The organism is Sporosarcina ureae, from assembly GCF_002109325.1.
Classification (GTDB): Bacteria; Bacillota; Bacilli; order Bacillales_A; family Planococcaceae; genus Sporosarcina; species Sporosarcina ureae_C.
Genome location: NZ_CP015348.1, coordinates 3,003,599 through 3,016,802 on the forward strand (window position 1 = coordinate 3,003,599; position 13,204 = coordinate 3,016,802).

Consider the following 13,204-nt stretch of genomic DNA (forward strand, 5'->3'; position numbering starts at 1 on the left):
CGGAGGGTAATGAAGTGATCGTTTATTATGCTATTGCTGTACTGGTTATCGGCTTGGATCAGCTGACGAAGTGGCTAATCGTAAAAAATATGGAACTAGGTGAACATATATCTGTTCTGGATCCTTATATCGCATTGCTGTCCCACCGTAACCGTGGCGCTGCGTGGGGAATGCTAGAAGGGAAAATGTGGCTGTTTTTCATTGTAACTATTGTAGTAGTGGTGGCTATAATTTATTTCTTCCATACAGAAGGTAAAAAGGATCGACTACTAGGTGTGAGTCTGATGCTATTGCTCGGCGGTGCGATCGGCAACTTCATCGATCGACTAGTAAGGGGAGAAGTAGTAGATTTTATTAGCGTCCTGATTCCTGTGATTAACTATGATTTTCCGATATTTAATGTGGCGGATGCTGCACTGACAATTGCTGTCATACTGATTTTGTTACATGTGCTACTTGATGAGAAAAAGAAAAAGAAAAAGAAAAAGGTGTCGTAATGGAAAAATTTGAATATGTAATAACAGAAGAACTTACAGGTAATAGAATAGATAAAGCATTGGCGACTCTTCAGCCAGACTGGTCACGTACGCAAATCCAGCAATGGGTGAAAGATGAGCATGTTAAAGTAAATGATAGTTCAGTTAAACCAAACTATAAGGTCAAAACAGATGATAAAATCGCTTTAGAGCAACCAGACGTGGAAGAATATGATGTAGAAGCAGAAAACTTAAACCTAGAAATCGTCTATGAAGATCAAGACGTGTTGGTTGTCAACAAACCAGTTGGGATGGTTGTCCATCCATCAGCTGGCCATGTAAGTGGGACATTAGTTAACGGGTTGATGTACCAAGTGAAAGACTTGTCAGGTATTAACGGTATTATGAGACCGGGTATCGTGCACCGTATCGATAAAGATACTTCAGGGTTATTGATGGTAGCTAAAAATGATAAAGCGCATGTTTCATTAGTGAATCAGCTAGTGGATAAATCAGTAAATCGTGTTTATACAGCATTAGTTCACGGACATATTCCACATGATAACGGTACGATCGATGCACCAATTGGACGAGATAAACGAGATCGTCAAAGAATGGCCGTTGTGGATGATGGAAAACATGCTGTTACACATTTTAAGGTTCTTGAACGTTTTGGAGACTATACATTGGTTGAATGCCGTTTGGAAACAGGAAGAACTCATCAAATCCGCGTGCATATGAAATATATCGGCTATCCACTTGTAGGAGATCCGAAATATGGCCAAAGAAAAACAATCGATTTTGGAGGACAAGTACTCCATGCTGGAACGGTAGGATTTGATCATCCCGAAACGGGTGAATATATGGAATTCACCGCTCCATTGCCTGAAAATTATAAACAATTACTCAATGAATTACGTCCTTGATAGTCGTTGACAAACGCTAGTGGTGAGATGTATACTCTATTAAGCAATTGAATAGCGATACCTTTAATGTCAGTCCTGTGAGGCTGGGAAGGTTGCACGGAATTACATGATAGCTTACTGCGGTAAGTATCGATGTATGCTTTTTTCTGCACGTCCGCCCTCCAGTCTACTCTGACTGGAGGGCTTTTTTTGTAGACTATAGGTAAAAAAGGAAGGGGATTTATGATATGGCGGAAAAAGCAGCAATACTCGATGAGCAAGCCATGACTCGGGCGATCACACGTATTGCACATGAAATTATTGAAAAGAACCGTGGCATTGATCAATGTATATTAGTAGGCATTAAGACAAGAGGTGCCATCTTGGCTAAGCGCTTAGCCGATAAAATTGAATTAATTGAAGGAAAACCAATTAAAAAGGGTGAATTGGATATCACATTGTATAGAGATGATCTTCAATTGAAGAATGCCCAAGGAGAAGCATTTGTTCAACAAGTAAATATAGAGCACGATGTGGCCAATCAAAAAGTCATCCTAGTTGATGATGTTCTCTACACAGGAAGAACAGTCCGAGCAGCATTAGATGCGATAATGGACTTAGGAAGACCTTCTTCCATACAGCTGGCGGTACTAGTAGACCGTGGTCATCGGGAACTACCGATTCGACCGGACTTTGTCGGAAAAAACATTCCAACTTCAAATGAAGAACGAGTCGTAGTCAGTATGATCGAAACAGATGCAACGGATGGAGTCACTATTCACACACGTACATTATAAGCAGCTGGGGGAAATGACGGATGAGCGTAAAAGTATTGGATGTACATGAAAAGCCGCAACCGGTGCGCTGGCTTGCATTAAGTTTACAGCATATGTTCGCAATGTTTGGCGCGACAATCTTAGTACCGCAACTAGTAGGTTTAAGTCCTGCTATTGCACTATTAACTAGTGGAATTGCAACTATCGTATTTATTATCGTAACGAAGTTTCAAGTGCCCGCATATCTAGGCTCTTCATTTGCCTTTATTGTTCCGATACAGATGGCGACTCAATCAGGCGGTATAGGCAGTGCGATGATTGGTAGCATGTTCGTTGCGCTAGTCTATGCCATTATATCGTTACTGATTTACAAGACAGGTTATAACTGGATTATGAAGTTATTACCGCCAATCGTAGTTGGTCCAGTCATCATGGTAATTGGATTGGCAATTGCACCAACAGCTATTAGTATGGCAAGCACGATTAATGTGGATGGAGTAGACGTTTATAGTGGTTTGCACTTTTCAGCAGCTCTAGTCACACTTGCTTCTGCAGTGTTCTGCCTGATGTTCTTTAAAGGAATTATCAGCTTGATGCCAGTACTAATCGGTATTATGGTCGGGTATATCTACTCTGCCTTCATCGGCATACTGGATTTCAGCAAAGTAGTAGAAGCGAAATGGTTTGCGGTACCGGAGATGCTCATTCCAGGTATTGACTATGAATTTGTCGTAACGCCAACGCTATTGATCATCATGGTGCCAATCGCGATTGTAACGATCTCTGAGCATATTGGTCACCAGCTTGTACTCGGCAAAGTAGTAGATCGGAATTACATCGAAAGTCCGGGATTGCATAGGTCATTGCTTGGTGATGGACTAGGTACTTTACTGAGTGGATTGGTCGGAGGACCACCTAAAACTACATACGGAGAGAATATCGGTGTACTAGCTATTACACGCGTTTACAGTGTGTATGTCATCATGGGGGCCGCCGTATTTGCGATACTCTTCTCTTTCATAGGTAAAATAATGGCGTTAATTGCTACGATTCCTACAGCGGTACTTGGTGGTATATCGATTCTATTGTTCGGTATCATCGCTTCATCAGGGATGCGGATGCTCATCGACCACAAAATCGACTTTGATAATCAACGAAATCTAGTCATCGCATCCATCATTTTGGTCATCGGAATAGGTGGAGCGACTATCAATATAAGCGAGACATTCCAAGTCGGAGGTATGGCACTGGCAGCAATTGTCGGAGTGCTGCTGAATCTAGTATTGCCAGGTAAAACGAATGATACCTTGATGGATGAAGAAGAATAGAAAACAAAAGTAGTACGTGCACTTCGTGAAGGGGGAATATGTGATGGAACATTTAGTTTCAATGAAAGACCTGACAGTGGAAGAAATCATGCTCATACTCGATAGGGCAGCGATTTTCAAGCGGCTGGGATTCCGGGAATTGCCTGGAACTTATACCGTCTGCAACTTGTTTTTTGAACCTAGTACAAGAACAAAAACGAGTTTTGAAATGGCAGAGCGTAAAGTAGGCGCGCAAATTATCCCCTTTGAGACGAGTTTCTCTAGTACGTTAAAGGGAGAAACACTATATGATACGATTAGGACGTTGGAAGCAATAGGTTTGGATGCACTAGTTATACGACATCCAGCCGATGGTTTCTATGAAGAGCTAATAAAACGAACGAATGTTGCAATCATTAATGCAGGAGATGGATCCGGTCAACATCCCACACAATCCTTGCTCGACATCTTCACGATTCAAGAAGAGTTCGGTCAATTTGAAGGGTTAAAAGTATTGATTGCAGGAGACATCGCCCATAGTCGAGTAGCACGTTCGAACGCAGAAGCTTTGCGCAAGTTAGGAGCCGACGTCACGTTCCTTTGCCCGCCGGAATGGGCAGGAGAATTCGATAGCGTCGACAACTGGGATGAGGTTATTGAAACAAGTGATGTGGTCATGCTTCTCCGAGTACAGCACGAACGTCATAATACAGAGATGGCGTATACGAAAGCCGCTTATCATGAACAATATGGTCTTACGATTGAACGGGCGGCCAGAATGAAAAAAGGTGCGATCATCATGCATCCTGCTCCAGTGAACCGAGATGTAGAAATAGCAGACTGTTTAATAGAAAGTCCACAGTCGAGAATTTTTAAACAGGTAGAAAACGGCGTCTATATTCGGGCTGCTGTTCTAGAACTTATATTGAAGGGGCGGAAGTAATATGAACACGTTAATTCAACAAGTACAAATGGTAAACGAAGAGGGCAAGATCATCGTAACGGACATCAAAATTGTAGATGGAAAGATTGCGGAAATTGGCAATCAATTAGCAGTAGACGGATGTGAAATTGTTGAAGGGGAAGGATTACTTGTATCTCCTGGCTTCATCGACGTGCACGTCCATTTACGTGAACCGGGTGGCGAACATAAAGAAACAATTGAAACAGGTACATATTCAGCAGCTAAAGGCGGATATACAACCATTTGTCCAATGCCAAATACACGCCCAGTACCCGACACGAAAGAAAATCTTGAAAAAATCAATACATTAATTAAAGACAATGCAAAAATTCGTGTACTTCCTTATGCGTCGATCACGATCAGAGAAGCGGGAAAAGAACGCACTAATCTATCTGAATTAAAAGAACACGGTGCCTTCGCGTTTACGGACGACGGTGTAGGTGTACAAGAAGCAGGGATGATGTACGAAGCGATGCAGGATGCGGCGAAGATCGATATGGCGATTGTTGCGCACTGCGAAGACAACACATTGATCTATGGTGGCGCAATGCACGAAGGAAAACGTAATAAAGAACTGGGCTTGCCAGGAATTCCTTCTATTGCAGAATCTGTACATATCGCGCGGGATGTTTTACTCGCGGAAGCAGCTGGTGCACATTACCACGTATGTCACGTCAGCACAAAAGAATCTGTTCGCATTATCCGAGACGCAAAAAAAGCCGGTATTCATGTCACAGGAGAAGTTAGCCCGCACCACTTGTTGTTGACTGAAGATGATATACCTAACGATGATGCAGATTGGAAAATGAATCCGCCACTTCGTTCAACGGAAGATCGAGATGCATTACGTGAAGGTTTGATGGATGGCACATTGGATTGTATCGCAACAGATCACGCACCACATACGGCAGATGAAAAAGCAGTTGGATTCGCAAAAGCACCATTTGGAATTACAGGATTTGAAACGGCATTTCCTTTACTGTACACAAACTTCGTTAAGCCAGGACACTGGACACTCAAACAGCTTCTTGACTGGATGACAGTGAAACCAGCGGAAGTGTTCAACTTGCCATACGGCAAACTTGAAGTAGGTGCTGAAGCAGATTTAGTGTTACTTGATCTGGAAAAACAACAAAAGATTGACCGTACGACATTTGTATCAAAAGGAAAGAACACACCATTTGACGGCGTAGAATGTGCTGGATGGCCTGTAATGACAATTTTCGGTGGAAACATCGTATGGAAGGATGGTCAATGATGACAAAAAGATACTTAGTATTAGAAGACGGCTCTATTTTTGAAGGGAAAGCATTTGGAGCAGACAGCGCTTCAGTAGGAGAAGCTGTATTTGCAACAGGCATGACAGGATATCAGGAGACGATTTCAAATCCATCAGGTTGTGGACAAATTGTCGTTATGACCTATCCGCTAATCGGTAACTACGGTATTAACCGAGACGATTATGAGTCCATCGATTTAGCAATTAACGGTTTAGTCGTTAGAGAGCTAACAGAAGAACCTTCAAATTTCCGTAGCGGCATGTCACTAGGAGACTTGCTAATTTTAAAAGGGATCCCAGGTATTCAAGAAATAGATACACGTAAACTAACACGTCTTTTACGTGATAAAGGTTCACTGCGAGGTAAATTAACGGCTGCTGGGGAAGAGATCGATCCGGATGCAACAGTTGCAGAACTTCAACAATATGAATTGCCAACCGATTTAGTAGCGAAAGTATCTACTAAGCGCCCATATCCAAGTCCAGGCTTAGGCAAGCGTGTCGTCGTCATCGACTACGGCATTAAACATGGCATTTTGCGTGAATTAAATAAAAAGGACTGCGACGTAATAGTCGTTCCTCATGATACATCAGCAAAAGAAATTTTAGCGCTATTCCCAGACGGCATTTTGCTGTCAAACGGACCAGGAAATCCTGAGGACGTAGAAGGTGCAGTTGAAACAATAAAAGAATTAATTGGTAAAAAACCTATCTTCGGTATCGGATTGGGTCATCAATTATTCGCACTCGCCTGCGGTGCTAAAACGGCGAAGATGAAGAACAGCCATATTGGAGGGAACTATCCAGTTAAAGACTTGAATACGAATCGTACTGATCTGACATCACAAAGTCACGGCTATGAAGTGCTTGAAGAATCTTTAGCAGGAACAGGTCTTGAAATAACACATAGAGCGTTGAACGACAATTGTATTGAAGGGCTTCGAAGTGAAAAGTTGGAAGCATTCACTGTTCAGTTCCACCCAGAAGCATCACCAGGACCACAAGATTCTAACTATATATTCGAACGTTTCATTCAATTGATGACTGCAAGCAACCGAAAGGAGAATACTAATGCCTAAACGTACTGACATAAAATCCATCCTCGTGATTGGTTCAGGTCCTATTGTAATTGGACAAGCAGCAGAATTTGACTATGCAGGTACACAAGCCTGTTTATCTCTTAAAGAAGAAGGTTATCGAGTTATTCTGATCAACTCAAACCCTGCAACTATAATGACGGATACTGAAATGGCAGATAAAGTGTATATCGAGCCGATCACACTTGAATTCGTTAGTCGCATTATTCGTAAAGAACGTCCGGATGCACTACTGGCAACTCTAGGCGGACAAACTGGTTTGAACATGGCAATTGAATTACATGAATCAGGCATCTTAGATGAACTAGGAATTGAGATTTTGGGTACAAAGCTTGATGCGATCCATAAAGCTGAAGACCGCGATTTGTTCCGGACATTAATGAATGAAATGGGCGAACCTGTTCCAGACAGTGAAATCATCCATAACATTGATGAAGCTTATGCATTTGTAAATGAAATCGGTTATCCAGTTATCGTTCGCCCTGCGTTCACGCTAGGTGGAACAGGTGGCGGGATTTGTCATGACGACGAAGACTTAGAAGAAATCGTAGCAAGCGGTTTGAAATATAGCCCAGTTACACAGTGTCTGCTTGAGAAATCCATCGCAGGATTTAAAGAAATAGAATATGAAGTCATGCGTGACTCCGCAGATAATGCAATTGTCGTATGTAACATGGAGAACGTCGACGCAGTTGGAATCCATACAGGAGATTCTATCGTAGCGGCGCCATGTCAGACATTGACCGACCGTGAGAACCAGATGCTTCGTAATGTTTCATTGAACATCATTCGCGAGTTGAAAATCGAAGGTGGCTGTAACGTTCAGCTTGCTCTGGATCCGCATAGCTTTGATTACTACATTATCGAGGTTAACCCACGCGTCAGCCGTTCGTCTGCATTAGCATCTAAAGCGACAGGTTATCCAATCGCAAAACTTGCGGCGAAAATTGCTGTCGGTTTAACGCTAGATGAAATGATGAATCCGGTAACAGGCAACACGTATGCTTGCTTCGAGCCGACATTAGACTATGTAGTAACGAAGATTCCACGTTGGCCTTTTGATAAGTTCGAATCAGCAAAGCGTAATTTAGGAACACAGATGAAAGCAACGGGCGAAGTAATGGCGATGGGCCGTACATTCGAAGAATCCATCATGAAAGCTGTTCGTTCATTGGAAACAGGCCAATTTGATTTGTCACTTCCGGGTGGTAGTGAAATGTCCGACGAATGGATCGAACAACGTATTCGCAAAGCGGGCGATGAGCGTTTATTCTTCATCGGAGAAGCATTGCGTCGCGGTGTAACAATTGAAACCATACACGAATGGAGCGCAATCGATTTATTCTTCTTGCGTAAATTCGAAAACATCGTTCGTTATGAAGAAATATTAAAAGAGAATCCATACGATAAAGCAATTGGTTATAAAGCAAAACGTCTTGGGTTCCCTGACGTGACGATTGCACAATTATGGAAGACAACAGAACGTGAAGTATACGACTGGAGACAAGAACAAGGGTTGGTTCCGGTTTATAAGAAAGTTGATACATGTGCAGGAGAATATGAGTCTGATACACCGTACTTCTACGGTACGTATGAAGATGAAAATGAGTCTGTAAGAACAGATAAGAAAAGTGTAATCGTATTAGGATCAGGTCCAATCCGTATTGGGCAGGGTGTGGAATTCGATTATGCGACAGTACACTGTGTATGGGCGATCCAAGAATCGGGTTACGAAGCGATTATCGTCAACAATAATCCTGAAACCGTTTCGACTGATTTCTCTATCTCTGATAAGTTGTACTTCGAACCGTTAACAATTGAAGATGTTATGCATATCGTAGATCTCGAGCAACCAGAAGGTGTCATCGTACAGTTCGGTGGTCAGACAGCGATCAACTTGGCAGATGAATTGGAAGCGCGTGGAGTGAAGATTCTTGGTACATCACTTGAAGATATCGACCGCGCAGAAAACCGTGATAAGTTTGAAAGTTCATTGCATGACATTGGGGTACCACAACCACTTGGTAAGACAGCTTTATCAGTACCTGAAGCAGTTGTTATCGCATCAGAAATTGGCTATCCAGTATTAGTACGACCTTCGTATGTATTAGGTGGACGCGCAATGGAAATCGTTTACTACGAAGAAGAATTACTTCAATACATGGAGAATGCGGTAAAAGCTAGCCCAGAACATCCGGTATTGATCGACCGCTACTTAACAGGAACGGAAATTGAAGTGGATGCAATTTGTGATGGTGAAACGGTATTAATACCGGGAATCATGGAGCATATCGAGCGTGCAGGTGTTCACTCGGGGGACTCGATTGCAGTCTATCCGCCACAAAACCTTTCTCAGTCCATGATCGAAACGATCGCTGATTATACGAAACGTTTAGCACTCGGTCTCAAGATCCGTGGATTAATGAACATCCAGTTCGTTATTTCAGAAGGACAAGTTTATGTAATCGAAGTGAACCCGCGTTCAAGCCGTACAGTACCGTTCTTGAGTAAAATCACGAATATTCCGATGGCAAATGTGGCAACACAGGCGATCTTGGGTAGATCAATTCTAGAACAAGGCTATACTGACGGTCTTGCAGAAGCTCCAGCAGGCGTCTACGTCAAAGTGCCAGTCTTCTCTTTCGCAAAGCTTCGTCGTGTAGACATTACACTCGGACCAGAAATGAAATCGACGGGCGAAGTTATGGGTAAAGACGTTACACTGGAAAAAGCATTGTACAAAGGCTTAGTAGCGGCTGGAATGGAAGTAAAAGAATACGGAACAGTCTTGATGACAGTATCTGATAAAGATAAAGAAGAAATTGTCGATATCGCGAAACGTTTCATTGAAACTGGATATCGTATTGTAGCAACAGAAGGAACGGCAAAAGCTCTTGAAGCAGAAAATATCGAAGTGAAAACAGTAGGAAAGATTGGCACGGAAGGTCCGACTTTGATCGACGTGATACAAAAAGGACAAGCGCAATTGGTCATCAATACTTTGACTAAAGGAAAACAACCGGCACGTGATGGCTTTAGAATCCGTCGTGAAACTGTCGAAAATGGCATTCCTTGCTTAACTTCAATTGATACAGCGGCGGCTATGTTGTCTGTCATTGAATCCATGACATTCCAGACGGATGCCATGCCAAAACCGCAGGTGGTTAAATGATCATCCAAGATTTGATGACCGTCGGATCGCAACAGGAAATCGCGAAAGATATTTTCGAAATGAAATTAACAGGCAAATTGGTCGGAGAAATTACTTCTCCGGGCCAGTTTGTCCATATCCGTGTATCGGATTCATTTGAACCATTATTACGGCGCCCGATTTCCATTGCTGAAATCAATCCTGAGAAAAATGAAATGACGATCATCTATCGTGCAGAAGGACGAGGCACATCGCTTTTGTCTGAAAAACGTGAGGGAGATACAGTGAATGTACTCGGACCTTTAGGAAACGGCTTTCCAGTTGAAGAAACAGCGATTGGTCAAACGGCTGTTTTAATTGGTGGGGGAATTGGTGTGCCGCCATTGTATGAGTTGTCTAAACAACTTACGGCTAAAGGTGTTAACTGTATCCATATACTTGGCTTTGAATCAGATCAAGTAGTGTTCTATCAAGAAGAATTTGCCGCCTTAGGCGAAACGCATATCGCGACAGTGGATGGAAGTAATGGTACACAAGGTTTCGTTACGAACGTTATGAGTGAGTTATCCAATGAATTCGAAACGTATTACAGCTGTGGACCTATGCCGATGCTTGATGCAGTTCAAAAAGCGTATGTGAATAAAAAAGGATTCTTATCTTTTGAACAACGAATGGGTTGCGGTATAGGGGCTTGTTTCGCTTGTGTTTGCCATACGAATGAAAATGCAACAGATCAACCGTATGTCAAAGTATGCTCAGACGGTCCAGTATTTCCAGCAGGGGTGGTGCAGATATGAATAGATTAATGGTTACATTGCCAGGACTCGAATTAAAAAATCCAATCATGCCTGCATCTGGCTGTTTTGGTTTTGGTAAGGAGTATGGTAATCTGTACGATTTGTCAAAGCTCGGGGCCATCATGATCAAAGCGACAACAGAAGAAATGCGTTATGGTAACCCGACACCACGTGTGGCGGAAACCTCTTCAGGTATGTTGAACGCTATCGGACTTCAAAATCCAGGACTGCAAGGTGTTTTGGAAAATGAATTACCATGGTTAGAGAAATTTGATGTTCCGATCATTGCGAACGTTGCAGGATCTGAGACTGCGGACTATGTAGAAGTGGCAAAACAAATTTCAAAAGCGCCAAATGTTCATGCACTTGAACTAAATATTTCTTGCCCAAACGTTAAATGTGGCGGGATTCTTTTTGGAACAGATCCTGAAATTGCGAAAGAACTAACAGCAGCAGTAAAAGCTGTATCTTCTGTGCCTGTGTATGTAAAGCTGTCACCAAATGTCACGGATATTAGAGCGATGGCATTGGCGGTAGAAGCAGGTGGTGCAGATGGTATTACGATGATCAATACTTTAGTCGGTATGCGCTTGGATGAAAAGACAGGTAAACCGGTTATTGCGAATAAAACAGGCGGATTATCAGGCCCAGCAATTAAACCAGTCGCGATTCGCATGGTCTATGAAGTAAGTCAAGTTGTTAATATTCCAATCATTGGAATGGGTGGCGTTACATGTGTACAAGATGTGGTGGACTTTTTGTCTGCCGGTGCAAGTGCCGTAGCAGTTGGTACAGCAAACTTTGTCGATCCATTCGTCTGTCCTACGATTATCGAGCAGTTACCTGCAAAGTTAGATGAACTAGGAATAGATCATATTTCAGAATTAGTGGGAAGGAGTCATCGTGTATGAATCGTTCTCCAATAATTGCACTAGACTTTGATTCAGCTGAAAGAACATTCGATTTCCTGAAAGCATTCGACCAGTCGGTCAATGTCAAAGTAGGAATGGAATTGTATTATAAAGAAGGACCGGCCCTGATTGCAAAACTAAAGGAAGAGGGATACTCTATCTTTTTAGATTTGAAATTACATGATATCCCCAATACGGTTAAATCCGCAATGAAAGTATTGGCTTCGCTGGAAGTCGATATGGTCAATGTGCATGCGGCTGGCGGTAAGTCGATGATGGAAGCGGCGTTAGAAGGTCTTGATGCGGGTACAGCTTCCGGTGTTCAGCGTCCTGCGTTACTTGCAGTGACTCAACTGACCTCAACGGACGAACGTCAAGTAAAAGAAGAACAACTGATCAGTGTACCACTTCGTGAATCAGTGGAGCATTACGCGAAACTAGCTTCATCGGCACATTTAGATGGCGTAGTTTGTTCAGTGCAGGAAGCAAAAATTATTGAAGAAGTATGCGGCAAGGATTTCTTCAAAGTGACACCTGGCATTCGCTTAGCAGAAGGCGATGTTCACGATCAAAAGCGTGTGGCGACACCAGCAAAAGCTAGGCAGGAAGGCTCAACACATATCGTAGTAGGGCGTGCCATTACAGGTGCCAATGATCCGCTAGAAGCATATCTGGAAGTGAAAACATTGTGGGAGGGGATTACATCATGACTAGAGAAAAAGAAGTTGCGCAAATCCTGTTAAATGTAGGAGCTGTGGCGATCAATCCTGAAGAGCCATTTACATGGGCTTCAGGTATTAAGTCACCTATCTATTGTGACAACCGCCTAACGATGGCAGATCCGGTAGGACGTAAAGAAATCGCAGAAGGGCTTGCGGCATTGATTCGTGTTCATTACCCTGAAACGACAGTCATTGCAGGGACAGCAACTGCGGGTATTCCTCACGCAGCATGGGTTGCGGATATTCTAAAGTTGCCGATGGTATATATACGCTCTACTGCAAAAGCACATGGTAAGAGTCGTCAAATTGAAGGAAGAATCGAGCCGAATGCGAAAGCCGTTATTATTGAAGATTTGATTTCGACAGGTGGAAGCAGCTTGAATGCAGCGAATGCATTGATTGCAGAGGACGTGGAAGTATGCGGAATTGTTTCGATCTTTACATATGAATTACAGAAGGCGGATGAGAAGTTCGCTGAGGCGAATCTTTCATATCACAGCTTGACGAATTTTGCAGCGCTTGCTGAAGTTGCGAAAGAAGAGGGCGCGGTTAAGGAAGAGTCTATGAATGAATTGATGGAATGGCATTCGAAGTTGAAGCTTGGTACGCTGTAATGAAAGACGGTTCCCGTAATGGGAGCCGTTTTTCATTTAGAGAAGGGTACGGGGAGGCAACGTTGATCGACGTTCCAGGCGGACGCTTTCCCGAGGGCGTGGCTTGAGCCAGGCGAACAGCGAAGGGTTCGCTTTGCTGTATTTCTGTGTACTTTGCAGAAATTAAGGCACCTGACAGGGTCTCAAGGCGCACGCTGATCCTCCG

General features: G+C 43.0%; 12 protein-coding genes. All 12 read left to right on the plus strand.

The window, feature by feature from the left end; genetic code table 11:
• Nucleotides 1–14: 14 nt before the first annotated feature.
• The 12 genes from lspA (at nt 15) to pyrE (ending at nt 12,999) form a co-directional block, all read left to right on the plus strand.
• Nucleotides 15–497 carry a signal peptidase II gene (gene lspA, locus SporoP32a_RS14710; RefSeq protein WP_085428581.1) on the plus strand — a complete coding sequence of 161 codons (483 nt, stop codon included), beginning with the start codon at nt 15–17 and terminating at the stop codon, nt 495–497.
• On the plus strand, nt 497–1,402 hold the full coding sequence (locus SporoP32a_RS14715; RefSeq protein ID WP_085428582.1) for an RluA family pseudouridine synthase: 906 nt from the start codon (nt 497–499) through the stop codon (nt 1,400–1,402). The genes lspA and SporoP32a_RS14715 overlap by 1 nt, the downstream gene beginning before the upstream one ends.
• A gap of 227 nt (nt 1,403–1,629) precedes the next feature.
• The gene (pyrR, locus tag SporoP32a_RS14720) at nt 1,630–2,178 is read left to right on the plus strand and encodes a bifunctional pyr operon transcriptional regulator/uracil phosphoribosyltransferase PyrR (RefSeq protein WP_085428583.1); all 549 of its coding nucleotides are present in this window, start codon (nt 1,630–1,632) and stop codon (nt 2,176–2,178) included.
• A 20-nt stretch (nt 2,179–2,198) separates the two neighbouring features.
• The gene (locus SporoP32a_RS14725; protein WP_085428584.1) at nt 2,199–3,485 is read left to right on the plus strand and encodes a uracil-xanthine permease family protein; all 1,287 of its coding nucleotides are present in this window, start codon (nt 2,199–2,201) and stop codon (nt 3,483–3,485) included.
• Nucleotides 3,486–3,528: 43 nt separating this feature from the next.
• The gene (locus tag SporoP32a_RS14730; RefSeq protein ID WP_085428585.1) at nt 3,529–4,407 is read left to right on the plus strand and encodes an aspartate carbamoyltransferase catalytic subunit; all 879 of its coding nucleotides are present in this window, start codon (nt 3,529–3,531) and stop codon (nt 4,405–4,407) included.
• A 1-nt stretch (nt 4,408) separates the two neighbouring features.
• Nucleotides 4,409–5,686, plus strand: a complete 1,278-nt coding sequence (locus SporoP32a_RS14735) for a dihydroorotase (protein WP_085428586.1) — start codon at nt 4,409–4,411, stop codon at nt 5,684–5,686.
• On the plus strand, nt 5,686–6,786 hold the full coding sequence (locus SporoP32a_RS14740; protein ID WP_085428587.1) for a carbamoyl phosphate synthase small subunit: 1,101 nt from the start codon (nt 5,686–5,688) through the stop codon (nt 6,784–6,786). The genes SporoP32a_RS14735 and SporoP32a_RS14740 overlap by 1 nt, the downstream gene beginning before the upstream one ends.
• Nucleotides 6,779–9,976, plus strand: a complete 3,198-nt coding sequence (carB, locus tag SporoP32a_RS14745) for a carbamoyl-phosphate synthase large subunit (protein WP_085428588.1) — start codon at nt 6,779–6,781, stop codon at nt 9,974–9,976. Before SporoP32a_RS14740 ends, carB begins: the two co-directional genes overlap by 8 nt.
• Nucleotides 9,973–10,752, plus strand: a complete 780-nt coding sequence (locus SporoP32a_RS14750; RefSeq protein ID WP_085428589.1) for a dihydroorotate dehydrogenase electron transfer subunit — start codon at nt 9,973–9,975, stop codon at nt 10,750–10,752. The genes carB and SporoP32a_RS14750 overlap by 4 nt, the downstream gene beginning before the upstream one ends.
• On the plus strand, nt 10,749–11,663 hold the full coding sequence (locus SporoP32a_RS14755) for a dihydroorotate dehydrogenase (RefSeq protein ID WP_085428590.1): 915 nt from the start codon (nt 10,749–10,751) through the stop codon (nt 11,661–11,663). Before SporoP32a_RS14750 ends, SporoP32a_RS14755 begins: the two co-directional genes overlap by 4 nt.
• Nucleotides 11,660–12,373 carry an orotidine-5'-phosphate decarboxylase gene (gene pyrF, locus SporoP32a_RS14760; protein ID WP_085428591.1) on the plus strand — a complete coding sequence of 238 codons (714 nt, stop codon included), beginning with the start codon at nt 11,660–11,662 and terminating at the stop codon, nt 12,371–12,373. The genes SporoP32a_RS14755 and pyrF overlap by 4 nt, the downstream gene beginning before the upstream one ends.
• The gene (gene pyrE, locus SporoP32a_RS14765) at nt 12,370–12,999 is read left to right on the plus strand and encodes an orotate phosphoribosyltransferase (RefSeq protein ID WP_085428592.1); all 630 of its coding nucleotides are present in this window, start codon (nt 12,370–12,372) and stop codon (nt 12,997–12,999) included. Before pyrF ends, pyrE begins: the two co-directional genes overlap by 4 nt.
• The last annotated feature ends 205 nt before the right edge of the window (nt 13,000–13,204 follow it).

Excerpts from the sequence above, each read along its gene's own strand:
- SporoP32a_RS14715 (WP_085428582.1), top strand. The coding sequence starts at position 497 with ATGGAAAAATTTGAATATGTAATAACAGAAGAACTTACAGGTAATAGA.
- pyrR (WP_085428583.1), top strand. The coding sequence starts at position 1,630 with ATGGCGGAAAAAGCAGCAATACTCGATGAGCAAGCCATGACTCGGGCG.
- SporoP32a_RS14725 (WP_085428584.1), top strand. The coding sequence starts at position 2,199 with ATGAGCGTAAAAGTATTGGATGTACATGAAAAGCCGCAACCGGTGCGC.
- SporoP32a_RS14730 (WP_085428585.1), top strand. The coding sequence starts at position 3,529 with ATGGAACATTTAGTTTCAATGAAAGACCTGACAGTGGAAGAAATCATG.
- SporoP32a_RS14735 (WP_085428586.1), top strand. The coding sequence starts at position 4,409 with ATGAACACGTTAATTCAACAAGTACAAATGGTAAACGAAGAGGGCAAG.
- SporoP32a_RS14740 (WP_085428587.1), top strand. The coding sequence starts at position 5,686 with ATGACAAAAAGATACTTAGTATTAGAAGACGGCTCTATTTTTGAAGGG.
- carB (WP_085428588.1), top strand. The coding sequence starts at position 6,779 with ATGCCTAAACGTACTGACATAAAATCCATCCTCGTGATTGGTTCAGGT.
- SporoP32a_RS14750 (WP_085428589.1), top strand. The coding sequence starts at position 9,973 with ATGATCATCCAAGATTTGATGACCGTCGGATCGCAACAGGAAATCGCG.
- SporoP32a_RS14755 (WP_085428590.1), top strand. The coding sequence starts at position 10,749 with ATGAATAGATTAATGGTTACATTGCCAGGACTCGAATTAAAAAATCCA.
- pyrF (WP_085428591.1), top strand. The coding sequence starts at position 11,660 with ATGAATCGTTCTCCAATAATTGCACTAGACTTTGATTCAGCTGAAAGA.
- pyrE (WP_085428592.1), top strand. The coding sequence starts at position 12,370 with ATGACTAGAGAAAAAGAAGTTGCGCAAATCCTGTTAAATGTAGGAGCT.